Below are 16,779 nucleotides of genomic sequence, written 5' to 3'. Positions count from 1 at the left end.
GTCGCCGCCCCGACGGCCGGAGCCGTCGGGATGATCTCGCGTACTCCCCGTGTTGACCATCGGCACGGGGAGACGCAAGGCGAGTTTTCGCACATGAGACGAGGGGACGGACATCATGCCGTTGCAGGGTGAGTACGAGCCGAGCCCGGAGAAGTTCGTACGCGATCAGGTCGAGCTGATCGAGAGCTCCGGTGGCACCGAGGGCACGACCATGCGGGGCATGCCCGTGGTCGTCCTGACGACACTGGGCGCGAAGAGCGGGAAGATCCGCAAGACCCCGCTGATGCGGGTCGAGCACAACGGCACCTATGCCGTCGTCGCCTCGCTGGGCGGCTCCCCCAAGCATCCGGTCTGGTACTACAACGTCCTGGCCGACCCGCGGGTCGAGCTGCAGGACGGCCCGCTGCGGCAGGACATGACCGCGCGCGAGGTCACCGGCGAGGAGAAGGCCCGCTGGTGGAAGCGCGCGGTCGAGGCGTACCCGGACTACGCCGACTACCAGACGAAGACCGACCGTCAGATCCCGGTCTTCGTACTGGAGACGGCGGCCACCCCGCACTGACCCGCCGGTCCCGGCGCGTTCCGGCGCGCCGGGCGCCCGTGGATCACCGGGAGCCCCCCATGTGATCGACGTCAAAGCATGGCTGTTTGATAGATCGGGTAGCCGGGAGCCGACCCGGAATCCGTACCCAAGGAAGTGCGCCACATGACCACGACAGACAAATCAGACTTCGTGCCGATCTACGACAGCCTCGTGGCGGAGCACGGCGACGTCCCCGCGGAGGCCCGGGAGGCGGCCGAGGAAATCCAGCGCGAGGCCGCCGAGGCCCTGGACTGGAGCAAGGTGCGCGGCGGCGGCTGACGCGCTCCGGCCCCGTCGCCCGGGGCCACCGTATCCGGCTCCGTGAGCGGCCGTCCGTCATCTGCCCGGAAGGCCGCTCGACACCCCTCACCTTCGATAAGCTACCGATGACGCACTGTGCTTGATGGCGTCGACACTTATCTCATGAGGGGAAACAGTTGACTACAGGGGTCGAGACTTTCGAGTTTCAGGTCGAGGCACGACAGCTTCTGCAGTTGATGATCCATTCGATCTACTCGAACAAGGACGTCTTTCTGCGCGAGCTCATCTCCAACGCATCCGACGCGCTGGACAGACTGCGCCTTGAATCGCTCCGCGACGAAAGCCTTCAGGCGGACACCTCTGATCTCCACATCGCCATCGAGATCGACCAGGAGTCGCGCACGCTGACCGTCCGCGACAACGGCATCGGCATGTCGCATCAGGGAGTCGTGGAGCTCATCGGCACGATCGCGAACTCCGGCACCGCGAAATTCCTGAAGGAGCTGCGGGAGTCGAAGGACGCGGCCGCTTCCGCGGATCTCATCGGGCAGTTCGGAGTGGGCTTCTACTCCAGCTTCATGGTGGCCGACGAGGTGACCATGGAGACCCGCCACGCCGGGGAGAGCGAGGGTACCCGCTGGGTCTCCAGCGGTGAGGGCACCTACACGATCGAGCCGGTGGACGACGCCCCCCAGGGCACCTCCGTGACGCTGAAGCTCAAGGCGGAGGACGCCGAGGACCACCTCTACGACTACGCCTCGCCCTGGAAGATCCGGGAAATCGTCAAGCAGCACTCGGACTTCATCACCTGGCCCATCAGGATGGCCCCCGCCCAGGCCCCGGCCACCACGGACGAGGCGGAGCAGGCGGAGGAGGGCGACGAGAAGGCGCCCGAGCTCGAGACCGTCAACTCGATGAAGGCGCTGTGGGCCCGTCCCAAGGACGAGGTCACCGACGAGGAATACCACGAGTTCTACAAGCACATCAGCCATGACTGGGTCGATCCGCTCGAGACCATCCGCATGCAGGCGGAAGGCACCTTCGAATACCAGTCGCTGCTGTTCATTCCGGCCCGCGCACCGCAGGACCTGTATATGCAGGACCGCAAGCGGGGTGTGCAGCTCTATGTGAAGCGCGTCTTCATCATGGACGACTGCGAAGCGCTGATGCCGGAATACCTCCGCTTCGTCAAGGGCGTGGTGGACGCCGCGGACCTCTCGCTGAACGTCTCGCGGGAAACCCTTCAGCAGGACCGCCAGATTCAGCTGATGCGGCGCCGTCTGGTGAAGAAGGTGCTCTCGACGGTGAAGGACATCATGTCCTCCGACGCGGAGCGCTACGCGACCTTCTGGAAGGAATTCGGCCGCGTTCTCAAGGAAGGTCTCCTCAGCGATCTGGAGAACCGTGAGGCGATCCTCGAGGTGTGTTCGTTCGCCTCGACCCATGACGCCGAGCAGCCGACCACGCTGCGCGGTTATGCCGAGCGCATGAAGGACGGGCAGGAGCACATCTACTACATGACCGGCGAGTCCCGGTCGATCGTGGAGAGCTCGCCCCATATGGAGGCGTTCCGGGACAAGGGCTTCGAGGTGCTCCTCCTCACCGACCCGATCGACGAGCTGTGGGTCGACGCCGTGCCGGAGTTCGACGGCAAGCAGCTCCGTTCCATCGCCAAGGGTCAGGTCGACCTCGACTCAAAGGACGAGAAGGACGAGGAGGCGGAGGCCGAGCGGGAGCAGCGGCAGAAGGACTTCGCCGAGCTGCTCTCCTGGATGACGTCGACACTGAGCGAGCAGGTCAAGGAGGTGCGGCTGTCCTCGCGGCTGACCACCTCCCCGGCCTGCATCGTCGGGGACACCTTCGATGTCACCCCGGCCCTGGAGAACATCTACCGCTCCATGGGCCAGAACCTGCCCCAGATCAAGCGCATCCTGGAACTGAACCCCACCCATCCGCTGGTCAGCGGGTTGCGCAAGGCCCACGCCGAGCGCAAGGACGACAGCGGTCTCGGGGAGACGGCCGAGCTGCTTTACAGCATGGCGCTGCTCGCCGAGGGCGGTGAGCTGAGCGATCCGTCGCGCTTCATCAAGCTGGTGGCGGAGCGGGTGCAGCAGACGCTGTAGCCACGCCTTGGCGTGAAGCGGGGCGGGCCCACTCGGGGCCCGCCCCGCTTCACGTCGCTCACCGTCCGAGGCACGCCGCCGCGGAAGCGTCGATCAGCTGCCGAAGCGCGCCGTGGTAGACCTCGTGGTCGGTCAGGGCGGGCACGACCACGCCCAGGTTTCCGGTGAGGGCCGGGAAGTCCTCGGGGTCCAGCGCGGCGAGCGCGGTACGCGCGGCCGTGCGCACCTGCTTCGCGTTGCGGTGGTCGACGAAGGCGACGGCGCCGAGGGTGAGCAGATACAGCCGCCGGTAGACCCGGATCGCCGCCTCGGGGGCCATTCCGGCGGCGATGCTGTGCGCCAGCTGCGGCTCCACGAGGCGGCTCAGCAGATGCGGCCCCCACCAGGCGCGGCCCGACCGCAGCGCCACCAGCCCGGGGTGCTCGATCAGCACCTCGTAGAACGCGGCGAAGCGGGCCTCGGTGGCGGTGGCCCAGTCCTGGTCCTTCCCCACCAACGGCATCCGCGCGGCGAGCCGGTCCGCGCACGCGTTCACCAGACCGTCGAAGTCGCCGCAGCGGCGGAAGACCGTGGCATGGGAGACCCCCAGCAACTGCGCCACCCTGCGGAAGCTCAGCGCCTCGGGCCCCTCGTCGTCGACGACGGTCAGGGCGGCCTCGGCGATGGCCTCCAGGGTGGGCTGGTCGGCTCGGTCCCGGTTGTTTCGCACGTCCCGAGCGTACCAGTGGTTGTTACAGTGTTTCAGTGACTGTTTCCATTGAGGACGTAACTGCCGCGGCCCAGCGGGTCGCGGGACATATCCGGCCCGTGGCGCTCGCGCCGGTGGAGCGGGGGGCGTGGGGCGCGGCCGAGGGGTGGCTGGCCCTGGAGTTCCTGCAGTACACGGGCACCTTCAAGGCGCGGGGCGCGTTCAACTTCATCAGGGCCCACCGGGAGGCGGGCACCCTGCCGGACGCGGGTGCCGTCATCGCCTCGGGCGGAAACGCCGGGCTGGCGTGCGCGTGGGCGGCCGCGCGGCACTCCGTGCCCGCCACCGTGTTCGTGCCCGAGACCGCGCCCGCGGTGAAGGTGGACCGGCTGCGCCGGCTCGGCGCCGAGGTCCATCAGGTCGGCACCGAGTACGCCGACGCGCGGGATGCCGCCCAGAAGCACGCCGCCGGGACCGGTGCCCTGCTGTCGCACGCGTACGACCACCCGCTGATCGCCGCCGGGGCGGGCACCGTGATGGAGGAGATCCTCCAGGCCCGGCCCGACCTGGACACCGTGGTGGTGGCGGTCGGGGGCGGCGGGCTGTTCACCGGTGTCGCGGTGTCCGCCCTGGAGCGCGGAGTGGGAGTCGTCGCCGTGGAGCCGTACGGCTGCCGGGCCCTGAACGCCGCACTGGAGGCCGGTGCGGTGGTCGACGTCCCGGTGGACTCGGTGGCGGCGGACTCCCTGGGGGCGCGCCATGTGTCCTCGGCCGCGCTGGAGTGGGCCCGTAAGGACGGGGTGCGGTCCGTCCTGGTGTCGGACGAGGCGATCGTCTCCGCGCGGCAGGCGCTGTGGGACGACCGCAGGATCGCGGTCGAGCACGCGGCGGCCACGGCGCTGTCGGCCCTGATCTCCGGCGCGTACCGGCCGCGCCCGGGAGAGAAGGTCGCCGTGCTCCTCTGCGGCGCCAACACCGACCCCGCGGACCTCACCCACGGCCGCTAAGCGCTCCGCGGGAAGGGGCACGAGGTGCGGTCGTTCATCCGCGGCCGCGTCATGGCTGGTCGCGCCCACGCGGCGGACCGGACTTCAGCGAGGGCGCTCAGCGGTACGACACGGCCGGACGCGCCCGTACGGCAGCCTGACCGGATGCCGTACGGGCGCCGCCCAGCCGGACGCCACGGTCGGCTACGCGCCGTCGTACGCCGCCTGAAGCGCGGCGATGTCGAGCTTGCCCACCTTCATCATCGCCTCGGTGGCCCGCTTGGCCTTCTGCGGGTCCGAGTCGGCGATCATGCCGAGCAGGGCGGTGGGGACGACCTGCCAGGACACCCCGAACTTGTCCTTCACCCAGCCACAGGGACCCTCTTCGCCGCCCTCGGAGAGCCTGCTCCAGTAGTAGTCCACCTCGTCCTGGTCCGCGCAGTGCACCTGGAAGGAGATGGCCTCGCTGAAGGTGAACTCAGGTCCGCCGTTGAGCCCCACGAACTTCTGTCCGTTGACCTCGAACTCGACGGTCAGCACGCTCCCCGCCGGGCCGCCGGGCTCGACTCCGGTGTAGTGGGTGATCCCTCCGAGCCTGGAGTTCTTGAAGATCGAGATGTAGTGCTGCGCCGCCTCTTCGGCCCGGCCGTCGAACCACAGGCACGTGGTGAATCCGTCACTGGCCATCGGTACCTCCTGCGCTGGGGAGCGTTTACCCCTACAGACCGCTCCCCCGCCGAGAACTCATCGGTCCTCGGCCGATCCGTTTTCCGTGAGGTAGTGGTGCAGCCGGCAGGAGCCCTCGAGCATGGCCGTGGCACGCTGGGCGAGCCCCTCCTGACGTCGGGCGATGACCGTACGCAGGGCCTCACTGCTCCCCGTGCGGCGCAGGCCCTCGAGGACGGGCCGGATCTGGGGCAGCGGATAGCGGACCTGGCGCAGCAGGTCGATCATCCGGGCGTCCCGGACGTCGGACGGCCCGTAGACGCGGTAGCCGGTGCTCCGGTCGCGCCGCGGGCGCAGCAGACCGGCGGACTCCCACACCCGCAGGGCCGAGGTGCGCAACCCCAGACGGGCGGCCACCTCGCCGATGCGCAGCGGCCCGGAGCGTGACGGCGCCGACGCGTCCGGAGTCTGCTCGGCGACCGCTTCGAGCGCCTTCCCCGCCGCCTCGAGGGAGAGCCGCTGGTCATGGAGCGCCGCATGTCCGGCGTTGACCAGGGTGAGCGCCAGGGCGACGTCCTCGTCGTGGACGGCCCGCATGACCGCGCGGGCGGTCTCCGCGCCGTACCCCGGCATCAGGGCCCGGTAGGTCACCAGGGCTCTGCGGTGCCGGTCGTCGAGTCTGCGGTATCCGGCGGAGGTGCGGGCGGCCGGGGGCAGGATGCCCGCGTCGACGTAGTTGCGGATCTGCTGGGTGGAGACACCCGCCATACGGGCCAGATCGACGGGGCGCAGCGCTGCGTCCGTACGGCTCACGGTTCGTCACCTTCAGGTCGAGGGTTCACGGGCGAGTTGAAGGTTAGCGCCGGCTCCATCGCGCTGCGCCCGGCGGGGGTTGGGCAGAAAGCCGGGAAAAGTCTCAACGTGCACTTCAATGAAACACTTGAAGGCATGGATGTCAGCGAAATCAAGGTCCGTGGCGCCAGGGAAAACAACCTCCAGGGCGTGAGTGTGAACATTCCCAAGCAGCGGCTCACGGTCTTCACCGGTGTCTCCGGATCCGGTAAGTCCTCGCTCGTCTTCGACACCATCGCCGCGGAGTCGAGGCGGCTGATCAATGAGACCTATACGGCGTTCGTCCAGAACTTCATGCCGACGCTCGGCCGTCCGGACGTCGACTCGCTGCGGAATCTGAGCGCGGCGATCATCGTGGACCAGGAGCCGATGGGCGCCAACTCCCGTTCCACCGTGGGCACCGCCACCGATGCCCACACCCTGCTGCGGATCCTGTTCAGCCGGATCGGCAGCCCGTACGTCGGCCCTCCCCTCGCCTTCAGCTTCAACACCGCCGAGGGCATGTGTCCGCGGTGCGAGGGGCTCGGCCGGGTCACCGACATCGACATCGGCCAACTCATCGACAGGGAGAAGTCGTTGAAGGAGGGGGCGATCACCGTCCCCGGATTCGAGGTGGACAGCTGGCACTGGCAGGTTATGGCGGCCTCCGGCCTTTTCGACCCCGATACCAAGCTCCGGGACTACACCCCGGACCAGTGGGAGGACTTCCTCCACAAACCGGCCACCAAGATCAAGGCGGGGAAGAACAACCTCACCTACGAGGGGCTGGTGACCAAGGTCCGCCGGCAGTACCTGGCGAAGGACCGGGAGACGATGCAGCCGCGCATGCGCGCGTTCGCCGACCGGGCCATGACCCTGACCGAGTGCCCGGAGTGTGAGGGCGCCCGGCTGTGCGAGGCCGTCCGGTCCTGCCGGATCGACGGCCGCTCCATCGCGGACTGCTCGGCCCTGCAGATCAGCGATCTGGCGGAGTTCGTACGCGGGATCCGGGACGATTCCGTCGGGCCGGTGCTGGAGAGCTTGCGTGCGCTCCTCGACTCCCTGGTCGAGATCGGCCTGGGGTATCTGAGCCTGGACCGGGAGTCCGGCACCCTGTCCGGCGGCGAGGCCCAGCGGGTGCGGATGGTCCGGCATCTGGGCTCCAGCCTGACCGATGTCACCTATGTCTTCGACGAGCCCACGGTGGGTCTGCATCCGCATGACATCGAGCGCATGAACCGGCTGCTGCTGCAGCTGCGGGACAAGGGCAACACGGTGCTGGTCGTGGAGCACAAGCCGGAGACCATCCGGATCGCCGACCATGTGGTGGACCTGGGGCCCGGCGCCGGGGTGGCGGGCGGACGCGTCTGCTATCAGGGCGACCTGGCGGGTCTGCGCGCCTCCGACACCCTGACCGGGCGCTATCTGGACCACCGGGTGCGGCTGCGGGAGAAGGTGCGGCAGCCCACCGGGCAACTGCCGGTCCGGGGCGCGCGGCTGCACAATCTGCGGGATGTGAGCGTGGACATCCCGCTCGGTGTGCTCACCGTCGTCACCGGTGTCGCCGGATCGGGCAAGAGCTCCCTGATCCATGGGTCGCTGTCCGGGCGGGAGGAGGTGATCGTCGCGGACCAGTCGGCGATCCGTGGCTCCCGCCGCAGCAACCCGGCCACCTATACCGGGCTCCTCGATCCGATCCGGACGGCGTTCGCGAAGGCCAACCGCGTCAAACCGGGGCTGTTCAGCGCCAATTCCGAGGGCGCCTGCCCGCGGTGCAAGGGCATCGGGCTGATCTACACCGACCTGGCCATGATGGCCGAGGTGGCCTCGGTGTGCGAGGACTGCGAGGGGAAGCGGTTCCGGCCCGAGGTGCTGACATACCGGCTGCGCGGGCGGAACATCAGCGATGTCCTGGGCATGTCGGTGGCCGAGGCGCTGGAGTTCTTCACCACCGGTCAGGCCCGGGTGATCCTGGACCGGCTGGCCGCGGTGGGGCTGGGCTATCTGGCGCTGGGCCAGCCGCTCACCACGCTCTCCGGGGGTGAGCGCCAGCGGCTGAAGCTGGCCATCCACATGGCGCGGAGCGGCACGACGTACGTCCTGGACGAGCCGACCACCGGACTGCACCTCGCCGATGTGGACCAGCTGCTCGCCCTGCTCGACCGGCTCGTCGACACGGGCAACACGGTCGTCGTCATCGAGCACCACCAGGCCGTGATGGCCCATGCGGACTGGATCGTCGACATGGGTCCGGGGGCGGGCCACGACGGCGGTCAGGTGGTGTTCACCGGGACCCCCGCCGACCTCGTGGACACCGGCGGCTCGCTCACCGCCGTCCACCTGCGCGACTACGTCAAACGGACGTGAGCCCCCGCCCCGGTGGTCCCGTCGGAGGGACCACCGGGGCGGCACGGCGCGTCAGGGCGCGGGCGGGGGTGCGGGAGCCCCCGCGGGCGGCGGGATCTTGGCGTAGGCGGCCGTGGCGCTGCCCGCCTCGGCGGGCACCGGCACGCTCTCGCGCGGCATCAGGGCGTCGCGCGCCGCGCCCGGGTCCCAGCCGGTGTCGACCACCCGCTTCTGCACCAGGATCGCCGCCCCGAGGACCGCGAGGCCGAGCAGCACGATGACCACGAGCCCGGCGGCGCCACCGGCCTTGCCCGCGTTGCCGATGAGCGCACCGAACCAGCCGAAGTCGGCGTCGCCGAAGGTGGTGTTCTGGTCGCCGAACGCGCCGAGCACCTTGAGCAGCAGGGCGGGGAGGAAGGTGATGAGCAGCCCGTTGAGGAACGCCCCCACGACCGCGCCGCGCCGGCCGCCGGTCGCGTTGCCGTAGACCCCGGCCGCGCCGCCGGTGAAGAAGTGCGGCACCAGACCGGGCAGCACCAGGGCGAGGCCGAAGGCCGGGTTGAATACCCAGGTGAGCAGGGCCAGGCCGATCAGCCCGCCGGTGAAGCTGGAGATGAAGCCGATCAGCACCGCGTTCTGCGCGTACGGGAAGACGATGGGCGCGTCGAGCGCGGGCAGGGCGCCGGGGACGACCTTCTGCGCGATCCCCTGGAAGGCGGGGACGAGTTCACCGAGGATCGTACGGACGCCGAAGAGGATCACCGCGACGGCGATGCCGAACTGGAGCCCCTGCATCACGGACTGCATCAGGTAGTTGCCGGTGTCGGTGGCCACGGCGCCGCCGGTGCCCGTGGCGAACGCCTTGAAGGCGGCCTTCTGCCCCTCCTTGACGAGCAGGAGGACCGCCATGACCAGGTAGATCAGCAGCATCGACAGGGCGGTGGCCACCATCGAGTCGCGCAGGAAGCGCAGCCCCTCGGGGAGCTTCATCTCCTCGGTGGAGCGGCTGCGCTTGCCGACCACCTTTCCGGCCGCGCCCGCCACGATGTATCCGGCCGTGCCGAAGTGGCCGATGGCGACGGTGTCGCTGCCGGTGACGCGCTTGGTCCAGGGGTGCGCGAAGGCGGGCATGGCGACCAGCATGATGCCCAGCAGCACACCGCCGACGGCCACCACGGCGATGGTCGAGCGGCCGCCGCCTGCCAGGACCACGGTCAGCAGCGTGGCCATGAAGAGCATGTGGTGCCCGGTCAGAAAGACATAGCGGAGCGGGGTGAACCGGGCCAGCAGCAGGCTGACCACGAAGCCCAGGATCATCAGCCAGGCGACCCGCGAGCCGAACTGGTCCTGGGCGATGCCGACGATGGCCTCGTTGGTGGGGATGACGCCGTGGGCGCCGGTGACGCCCTGGATCATGGTGCCCAGCGGGGCGAGGGAGTCGGTGACCAGCCCCGCTCCCGCGCCGATCAGCAGAAAGCCGAGGGTCGCCTTGATGGCGCCGCCGATGATCTGCCCGGTGCTCTTCTTCATCGCGATGAGTCCGACGGCGGTGATGATGCCGATCAGATACGCGGGCTCGCTCAGAATCTCATTGACGAGAAACGTGGCAAGGGTGACGAACCAGCCCATGGTGCTTCCTCTGTCCCCGTCGTTCAGACGTCGTACGTGTCCCGGAGCACCGCGTCCACCTCGGCGGTGCTGGTGAAGTCCTGGACGACCTTGACCGGCCGTCCCACATCGCCCAGGGTCCTGGCGATCTCACGGGAGGTGAGCAGGGCAACGGCCTCTGACGCCTTGCCCTTCGCGGAGATGGTGTCGGTGGCCTCCACGGTGACGAACCTCGACCAGCCCCAGCGGTCCAGCACCTGCTCCAGGGTGTTCTTGAGGAACAGGCTGGTGCCGACGCCGTTGCCACAGACGGTGAGGATCTTGTGCAGCGAGCCCGCCCGCAGCTCGGGGGCGGACGGCTCGGACGGCGCCGGCTGGGAGCCGTCCTCCGGCCGCTCCCCGGCCAGTACGGCGTGCAGCGCCTCCGGGGTGGGCGCGGCCGCGAGGGCGGCCGCCGTGTCGGGGTCACCCAGGAGCCGCGCCAGGCTCGCCATCGCGGAGGTGTGCGCCGCGGAGTCCTGGGCGGCCAGGGCGACGACGAGGGTGACGGGGTCGTTGGACTCATGCCCGAATTCCACGGGATCGGCGAGCCGGACCCAGGACATCCCGGTGGACAGCACCGCCGGGGACGGCCGGGAGTGGGCGAAGGCGACACCCGGCGCGATGACGATGTACGGCCCGTTCTCCTCGACGTTGGCGACCATCTCGCGGGTGTACTCGTCGGTGGTGGCTCCCGTTTCCACCATCAGACGGCCGGCGGCACCTATCGCCTCACGCCAGTCGGCCGCCCGTACGTCGAGCCGGACGGCCTCGACGGGGAGCAGGTCTTTCAGGTCTTCCATGCAGGTCATCATGCCTGACATGGCTCCGTCATACAGCCCCCGGGGGCGGAAGCGGAGCCACAGCCTCCGCAGTGTCCGGCAAGCATACGAAGACGAGGACCGCGAGCGCCTCGCACCCCCCTGCCGCCACCAGGGCGACGGGCAGCGACCAGGTGGCGAGCGGACCGGCGAGGGCCGCGCCGAGGGCGAAGCCGGTGATCTTCAGGCTGGCGCCGGTGGTGAAGACCTGGCCGCGCAGCCGCTCGGGCGCCTCCCGGTGGCGGATCGCGAACAGGGCCGTCAGCTGGGGACCCTCGGCGGCGCCGGTGAGCAGTACGGCGGCGATCAGCGCGGCCGGGTGGCCGGTGGCCGCGACCAGGGGCGCGAGGGCTAGCAGCAGGGCTCCGCCGAGGAGCACGGTGTCCGGGCGCGGCGGGCGGGGACGGCGGGAGAGGACCGCGTTGGCCACGAGGGCCGACGCGGCGATGGCGGACAGCAGCAGCGCGCCATGGTCGGCGCTGCCGAGCACGGCCGCGCCGAGCGGCGGCCAGCACGTGAGCAGCGCGCCCTGGCCCACGCAGGAGAGCACGGAGGTGGCGGTGGCCCGGGCCAGGGGCCGGCTGCGGACGATGGCCCGCAGCCCGGCGGTGAGATCGGCGACGACCGACGTGACCGGCGGCGGGACCGGCGCGGATCGCGCGGGCGCGGGGAGCGCCCAGGCGGCGGGCAGCGCGAGGCCGATCAGCGCGATGGACACCACCAGGGCGGCCGGCGCTCCGGCCGCCCCCGCGACGGCCCCGGCGAGTGCGGGTCCCACCAGCGCGGCGAGGCTGAACGTCATCGCGTCGAGCGCGGTGGCGCGTGGCAGGTCCGGCAGCGGCGCCACCCGGGGCAGTTGGGAGGTCCATCCGCCGGACAGGGCCGGTCCCAGCAGCCCCGCGCCCACCGCGAGGAGAACCGTGAGGGTGAACGGCACGCGCCCCAGGCCCAAAAGGATCGCGGCCAGCCCCGCCGCGTAGAGGGCGAGCGCCGCGGCCAGCAGCCGGCCCGGCCGGGCCGAGCGGTCGAGCAGCACCCCGAAGAGGGGTCCGCCGACCGCGGCCGCGGCCATGATGCCCGCCAGCAGCGCCGAGCCCGAGGAGGGCGAACCGGTGAGCACCGGACCGGCCAGCAGCAGCGCGGGACCGGACATCTCGTCCCCCGTGCGGGCGGCGGCCGCCCCGCCCAGATAGCACCCCATCATGTAACGCCCTGTCATGTATAGAACGTTACGGCGCTAACGCAAAATCTCGCCAGGTGCGTTACATTGGCCGCGTGTCACAGCCTTCGAACGACGACTGGTCCACCCGGCATTCGGTGCGGGCCACCGCCCGGCGCACCGCCGCCCTCGTCAACGCCCTGACCGCGGAGCCGAGCCCGGACCCCGCCGCGATCGCCGGGCTCCTGCTCGACCACGGGGAGTCCGGCCCGCTCGAGCTCAGCGCCGACGATGTCGCGGGGATGCGCGCCGCCGCGCTGCGGCTGCGCGAGGTGTTCGCCGCGGGCCATGTCGACGAGGCCGCCGGGGTGCTCAACCGGCTGCTGCGGGAGGGCACGGGCCCGCTCCGGCTCAGCTCGCACGACGGCCGCTCGCCCTGGCATCCGCACCTGGACAGCGATGACGAGGCGCCCTGGGGCGAGTGGTTCCTCGCCTCCTCGTGCATGGCGCTGACCGTGCTGCTCTGGGAGGGTCAGCGCCCGCCCGGCGGTCTGTGCTCCTCTCCCCGCTGCGGCGATGTCTTCCTCACTGTGGGCAGCGGACCGGAGCGCCGCTACTGCTCACGCCGGTGTGCGACCCGTGAACGGGTGGCCGCCCACCGGCGCGCCAAAGCCGGGGCCGGGCCCCGAACTCCGTAAGGCGATCCTCGCGTCAGCCGGTGTGCATCGCGTAGGACGTCTCCCCTCGCTCCGGGCCCTGGATATGCCGGGCCCGCCGTCCGTGGCCTCCGAACCGGGATCCGAGCCAGCCGAGCAGAAAACCGGCCGGAATGGTGATCAGGCCCGGGTTGCGGAGCGGGAACCAGTGGAAGTCGCGCTCGGGGAAGACCGCGAGCGGGTTGCCGGAGATCGCCGGGGAGAAGGCCATGGCCACGGCGGTGAGCAGGAGCCCCCCGTACAGCGCCCAGCGCAGTCCGTTCACCGTGAAGCCGCGCCACAGGGTGCCGTAGAGCACGACCGGCAGCAGGGCCGAGGCGGCGGCCGCGAAGGTGAAGGAGATCAGGACCTGCCGGTTCCAGTGCTGGGTGACGATGGCGAGGACGACGGCCGCGACGCCGACGGCCACGATGGCCGTACGGGCGGCGGCCAGTTCCCGGTTCGCCGAGAGCCCGCCCTTGAAGACGACCTTGGCCAGGACGTCATGGGCGAGGGAGGCCGCGGCGGCCAGGGTGAGTCCGGCGACCGCCGCAAGGGTGGTGGCGACGACCGCGCAGGCCACGACGGAGAAGAGCAGGCTTTGGTCGGCCTCCTGCGCCGCCGGGTCCAGGGCGAGGGTCAGCAGCAGCAGCGAGTCGCTGCCGGTGGGGTCGGAGGCGCGCAGGGCGCGGGCGCCGACGACGGCGGTGGCTCCGGCGCCCACGATCACGATCAGCCCGAGGATGGTGGTGACCGCGCCCACCGCCCAGGTGGTGGCGGCACGGGCGGCCCGCATGCTGCGGATCGGGTGGAGCCGCATGGTGAGGTGGGGCATGCAGGCCGCGCCGAGGGCGAGGGTGAGCTGGACGCTGATGACGTCCAGGCGGCCGCTGAGGGAGTCCCCGTACTGGCGGCCGGACTGCCAGAAGCCGTCGCCGTAGCCGCTGGCGTCGGCCGCGGCGTCGAAGAGGGTGGCCGGGTTCCAGGAGAAGCGCTTCAGCACCAGACAGGCGAGCAGGACGAACGCGGCGAGCAGCAGCACCGTCTTGAGGATCTGGACGAATCCGGTGCCCTTCATCCCGCCGAGGGCGGCGTAGCAGACCATGAGCGAGCCGATGAAGATGGTGCAGCCGGTGACCGCGCCGCTTCCGGGGATGCCGAGCAGCAGGGCCAGCATGGCGCCCGCGCCGTTGAGCTGGACCAGCAGCAGCGGCATGACGACCACCAGCACCACGACGGCGGTGCCGGTGCGGGCCGGGCGCTCGCTCAGCCGCTCGGAGAGGACGTCGCCGAGGGTGAACCGCCCCCGTCCGCACAGCGGTCCGGAGAGGACCAGCATGAACATCAGGATGGAGAGCACGGTGGACGTGGCGATGAGCACGCCGTCGAATCCGGCCAGGGCGATGGTGCCGGTGGTGCTGAGCACGGTGGCGGCGGAGATGTAGTCGCCCGCGATGGCCAGGCCGTTCTGCATCGGGCTGAGCGCGCCGGTACCCAGGTAGAACTCGGTGGGGTCGTCGTTGCCGGTGGCCGCGAGGATGCACAGCAGGAACGAGACGGCCATGAAGCCCGCGAAGAGCACGAACGCGAGCGTTCTGGGGTCGAGGAAGCTCACCGCTCCCCCTCCCCCGTGAAGCCGGCCCGGCGGTGGGCCCGGGCCAGGACGGTGAGCAGCACCGCCGCGTCCAGGCCGATCAGCATGGCGCCCACGGTGAACCCGCCGCCCGCGCCGAGGTTGACGACGCCTTCGGCGGCGCAGTTGACCACCACGGCGGCCACATGACAGGTGAGCGCGGTGCAGGCCGCCCGCGCCGACCAGGGCCACGGCCGCTGCCACGGTGAGCGCCGTGTCGGCGGAGGCGGCGCCGCGGAGCGGGGCGGGAACGTGGCGGTGCGGGAGGGGGCGGACGGGAACGGACCCCAGGGATGGTCGTGGTCGGACATGTCGCGGCTCCTTGTGCGGGTTCCGTCCCGGGTCGCCGGGACGGAAACGCCACGACAGCAGGTCAGAAGGGTCGCGTACAGCCCAACCGGCGGACCGTGTGACGGGCGCACATGATCGGCGCGGGGCCGTTGTGCACGCCCACATCGGCTCAGGCAGACGGGTGGTTCTCAGGGCGTCAGCAGCCGGTGCGCGGACAGCGCGAGCGACAACTCCATGACCTCGCGCGGGTGGTCCAGCGAACGCCCGGTCAACTGCTCGTAGCGGCGCAGCCGGTTGAGCACCGTGTTGCGGTGGCAGAACAGCAGCCCGCCCGCGCGGCGCGCCGATCCCCCGGCCTCCAGCCAGGCGGCCAGCGTCGTCAGCAGCATCTCCCGGTCGGCGGACTCCAGGGCCAGGACCGGTCCGAGCATCCGGTCGGCGAGCGCGGTGCCGAGGTCCGGGGAGGACACCACCAGCGCCTCCGGATAGCGCTCCTCCAGCAGCGCCGCCGTCCCGGCGGCCGGGCGGGTGCGCAGCGCCGTATCGGCGAGCCGGCGGGCCGTGTTGATCGCGGCGAGGCCGGTCACGGCGGGGCTGACCCCGGCCCGTGCGCCGGGCGGCACCTCCAGCCCGCGCACCAGCCGCTCCGCGCCGCCGTCGCCATCGCCGTCGCCGAGCAACACGATGGCGTGGGCGGTGCCCTCCGCCGTGTGCCAGACCGTACGGAGTCCGTCGCCCACCTTGACGGAGTGCGGCGTCCGGCACGGTGCGTCGGCGTCCTCCAACGCCACGACCGCGTAACGCCCCTGCTCGGGCAGGCCGAGAACCTGCTCCGCCTCGGGGAAGTCGCTCACCCGGGCGGTGCCGTCGAGCAGGGCCGCGACGATGATCCGGTAGCGGTTCTCACGATGCCAGGAGAGCTGCCGCTCGACCTCCTGGTACGCCGTGGCGACGAGGGTGCAGTGCTCATCGACGAAGTTCCACACATCAGCGGCGACATGGACCAGCGACTGGGCGCCGAGCGGGTCCTCCTTCGAGGCGGTCTCCAGGAGCTGCTCCCAGACGACGGTGCAGCCGATGCGGTACGCGTGCAGCAGCGCGTCCAGCGGAAAGCCCTGGGCGGCGCGGTCGGTGCCGATCCGCCACGCGCAGAACCGGGCCGATTCGCGCGTCTCCTTGGGGTGCACCAGCGAGCGCACATTGTGGCTGAGCGAGTCGTGGACCTCCCGCCACACCTCGTGCGGGTCCACGGCGGCGGAACGGTAGGCGGGCTCCCGCTCCTTCATCAGCGCGACGATACGGTCCGTCAGCCGTGGTACCTCCTCGATGAGCACCCGGGCGGCGCGATGCAGCAGCGCCACGGTCTCGCCGTCGGCCCGCGACCGGATCGGCGGACGGGCGGCGGGCATCCGGGGCGGCGTCCGGACCCGGTCGGCGGACAGGCGGGGGGCGCGGCCCATGGCGGGGACGGAAGCGCGGGAGCCGGTGACTGGGTGCATGAACGTTCCTCCACCTGTGACGGGCAATGCGCAGCTCAACACGGCCGTGAGGCCACGGCCAGGTTTGATACCAGAGCCTGCATGGCTATTGCACCATTGGCATACCGGTGGGTCGGTGCCTTCCGCGAATTCTCCCGTGTACCCGGCGGGCAGCGAGGCGATGCCGCCGCGCGGTGGACGGGGATGTGGACGGGGATACCGTCAGCGCGTCCCGATGGCCTCATGGCGGCGCAGCGCCTCCGCGGCCGCCCTGCGGCCGGCCACGGTGAACGTCCCCGGACCGGACTCGGCCTCGGTCCACCGCGCGTCACGGAGGCGGACGCGGAAGGCCACCGTGGGCATCCGGCGCGTCCCGAAGGCGCACAGGGTCTCGTGGACGCCGCGTTCGAAGGCGTCGGAGAGATCGTGCGGAAGGCGGCCCGCGTCCAGCGCCGAGACGAACTCGAAGAGCAGGCCCGAGCCTTCCCGAAGCGCCTCGAAGTCGGCGGTGGCCACGGCGTACCCACCGCAGGCCCCCACGGGCCTCAGGCTGACACGCACCTCGCGGATC

General features: G+C 70.9%; 15 protein-coding genes and 1 pseudogene. 6 read left to right on the top strand and 10 right to left on the bottom strand.

Going from position 1 to position 16,779, the window contains the following annotated elements; all coding sequences use genetic code 11:
- The first annotated feature begins 115 nt into the window (after positions 1–115).
- The 3 genes from GWI24_RS24495 to htpG all read left to right on the top strand — a co-directional run bounded on the left by GWI24_RS24495 (position 116) and on the right by htpG (position 2,967).
- A complete protein-coding gene (locus GWI24_RS24495) occupies positions 116–562 on the top strand; it encodes a nitroreductase family deazaflavin-dependent oxidoreductase (protein ID WP_210948068.1) in 447 nt (148 codons plus the stop codon).
- Positions 563–706: 144 nt separating this feature from the next.
- The gene (locus GWI24_RS24490) at positions 707–862 is read left to right on the top strand and encodes a hypothetical protein (protein ID WP_020874272.1); all 156 of its coding nucleotides are present in this window, start codon (positions 707–709) and stop codon (positions 860–862) included.
- Between the two features lie 158 nt (positions 863–1,020).
- Positions 1,021–2,967, top strand: a complete 1,947-nt coding sequence (gene htpG, locus GWI24_RS24485) for a molecular chaperone HtpG (protein WP_210948067.1) — start codon at positions 1,021–1,023, stop codon at positions 2,965–2,967.
- A gap of 58 nt (positions 2,968–3,025) precedes the next feature.
- Here htpG and GWI24_RS24480 read toward each other — a convergent pair whose 3' ends face one another.
- Complete coding sequence (locus tag GWI24_RS24480; protein ID WP_210948066.1) at positions 3,026–3,676, bottom strand: TetR/AcrR family transcriptional regulator; 651 nt, start codon at positions 3,674–3,676, stop codon at positions 3,026–3,028.
- Between the two features lie 35 nt (positions 3,677–3,711).
- On the opposite strand from GWI24_RS24480, the gene GWI24_RS24475 reads away from it, so the two are divergent.
- Entirely contained in the window at positions 3,712–4,662 is a 951-nt protein-coding gene (locus tag GWI24_RS24475; RefSeq protein WP_210948065.1) for a threonine/serine dehydratase, read from the top strand.
- 183 nt (positions 4,663–4,845) lie between these two features.
- Here the strand turns inward: GWI24_RS24475 and GWI24_RS24470 are convergent, their stop codons facing one another.
- The gene (locus GWI24_RS24470; RefSeq protein ID WP_210948064.1) at positions 4,846–5,328 is read right to left on the bottom strand and encodes a VOC family protein; all 483 of its coding nucleotides are present in this window, start codon (positions 5,326–5,328) and stop codon (positions 4,846–4,848) included.
- A gap of 57 nt (positions 5,329–5,385) precedes the next feature.
- Positions 5,386–6,120 (bottom strand): MerR family transcriptional regulator, encoded by a 735-nt coding sequence (locus tag GWI24_RS24465; protein WP_210948063.1) that lies wholly within the window; start codon positions 6,118–6,120, stop codon positions 5,386–5,388.
- A 135-nt stretch (positions 6,121–6,255) separates the two neighbouring features.
- Here GWI24_RS24465 and GWI24_RS24460 point away from each other — a divergent pair, with 135 nt between their 5' ends.
- Entirely contained in the window at positions 6,256–8,505 is a 2,250-nt protein-coding gene (locus GWI24_RS24460) for an excinuclease ABC subunit UvrA (RefSeq protein ID WP_210948062.1), read from the top strand.
- Positions 8,506–8,556: 51 nt separating this feature from the next.
- On the opposite strand, the gene GWI24_RS24455 is transcribed toward GWI24_RS24460, so the two are convergent.
- The 3 genes from GWI24_RS24455 to GWI24_RS24445 are packed head-to-tail and all read right to left on the bottom strand — an operon-like array spanning position 8,557 to position 12,171.
- The gene (locus GWI24_RS24455; RefSeq protein WP_210948061.1) at positions 8,557–10,113 is read right to left on the bottom strand and encodes a PTS ascorbate transporter subunit IIC; all 1,557 of its coding nucleotides are present in this window, start codon (positions 10,111–10,113) and stop codon (positions 8,557–8,559) included.
- Positions 10,114–10,136: 23 nt separating this feature from the next.
- Entirely contained in the window at positions 10,137–10,934 is a 798-nt protein-coding gene (locus GWI24_RS24450) for a PTS sugar transporter subunit IIA (protein WP_210948060.1), read from the bottom strand.
- 28 nt (positions 10,935–10,962) lie between these two features.
- Positions 10,963–12,171, bottom strand: coding sequence for an MFS transporter (locus GWI24_RS24445; RefSeq protein WP_374103337.1), 1,209 nt, complete (start codon positions 12,169–12,171; stop codon positions 10,963–10,965).
- Between the two features lie 56 nt (positions 12,172–12,227).
- Between GWI24_RS24445 and GWI24_RS24440 the strand changes: the two genes are divergently transcribed.
- Positions 12,228–12,809 (top strand): CGNR zinc finger domain-containing protein, encoded by a 582-nt coding sequence (locus GWI24_RS24440; protein WP_210948059.1) that lies wholly within the window; start codon positions 12,228–12,230, stop codon positions 12,807–12,809.
- A gap of 13 nt (positions 12,810–12,822) precedes the next feature.
- Here GWI24_RS24440 and GWI24_RS24435 read toward each other — a convergent pair whose 3' ends face one another.
- The 4 genes and pseudogenes from GWI24_RS24435 to GWI24_RS24420 form a co-directional block, all read right to left on the bottom strand.
- Complete coding sequence (locus GWI24_RS24435; RefSeq protein WP_210948058.1) at positions 12,823–14,421, bottom strand: cation acetate symporter; 1,599 nt, start codon at positions 14,419–14,421, stop codon at positions 12,823–12,825.
- Positions 14,418–14,750, bottom strand: a complete 333-nt coding sequence (locus GWI24_RS24430) for a hypothetical protein (protein WP_210948057.1) — start codon at positions 14,748–14,750, stop codon at positions 14,418–14,420. The genes GWI24_RS24435 and GWI24_RS24430 overlap by 4 nt, the downstream gene beginning before the upstream one ends.
- Before the next feature lie 168 nt (positions 14,751–14,918).
- Complete coding sequence (locus GWI24_RS24425; protein WP_210948056.1) at positions 14,919–16,229, bottom strand: CdaR family transcriptional regulator; 1,311 nt, start codon at positions 16,227–16,229, stop codon at positions 14,919–14,921.
- Between the two features lie 201 nt (positions 16,230–16,430).
- Positions 16,431–16,779: pseudogene (locus GWI24_RS24420) on the bottom strand (hypothetical protein); the annotation flags it as partial.

It is taken from the genome of Streptomyces sp. MK37H, from assembly GCF_018035285.1.
GTDB classification, from domain to species: domain Bacteria; phylum Actinomycetota; class Actinomycetes; order Streptomycetales; family Streptomycetaceae; genus Streptomyces; species Streptomyces endocoffeicus.
The sequence above is the reverse complement of the archived record's forward strand: the minus strand, read 5'-3'. Positions and strand labels throughout refer to the sequence as shown.

What these genes read in the sequence shown, in the direction of transcription:
- GWI24_RS24430 (WP_210948057.1), bottom strand. Translation starts at nt 14,750, where the DNA reads ATGTCCGACCACGACCATCCCTGGGGTCCGTTCCCGTCCGCCCCCTCC.
- GWI24_RS24495 (WP_210948068.1), top strand. Translation starts at nt 116, where the DNA reads ATGCCGTTGCAGGGTGAGTACGAGCCGAGCCCGGAGAAGTTCGTACGC.
- GWI24_RS24445 (WP_374103337.1), bottom strand. Translation starts at nt 12,171, where the DNA reads ATGACAGGGCGTTACATGATGGGGTGCTATCTGGGCGGGGCGGCCGCC.
- GWI24_RS24425 (WP_210948056.1), bottom strand. Translation starts at nt 16,229, where the DNA reads ATGCACCCAGTCACCGGCTCCCGCGCTTCCGTCCCCGCCATGGGCCGC.
- GWI24_RS24455 (WP_210948061.1), bottom strand. Translation starts at nt 10,113, where the DNA reads ATGGGCTGGTTCGTCACCCTTGCCACGTTTCTCGTCAATGAGATTCTG.
- GWI24_RS24450 (WP_210948060.1), bottom strand. Translation starts at nt 10,934, where the DNA reads ATGGAAGACCTGAAAGACCTGCTCCCCGTCGAGGCCGTCCGGCTCGAC.
- GWI24_RS24460 (WP_210948062.1), top strand. Translation starts at nt 6,256, where the DNA reads ATGGATGTCAGCGAAATCAAGGTCCGTGGCGCCAGGGAAAACAACCTC.
- GWI24_RS24470 (WP_210948064.1), bottom strand. Translation starts at nt 5,328, where the DNA reads ATGGCCAGTGACGGATTCACCACGTGCCTGTGGTTCGACGGCCGGGCC.
- GWI24_RS24490 (WP_020874272.1), top strand. Translation starts at nt 707, where the DNA reads ATGACCACGACAGACAAATCAGACTTCGTGCCGATCTACGACAGCCTC.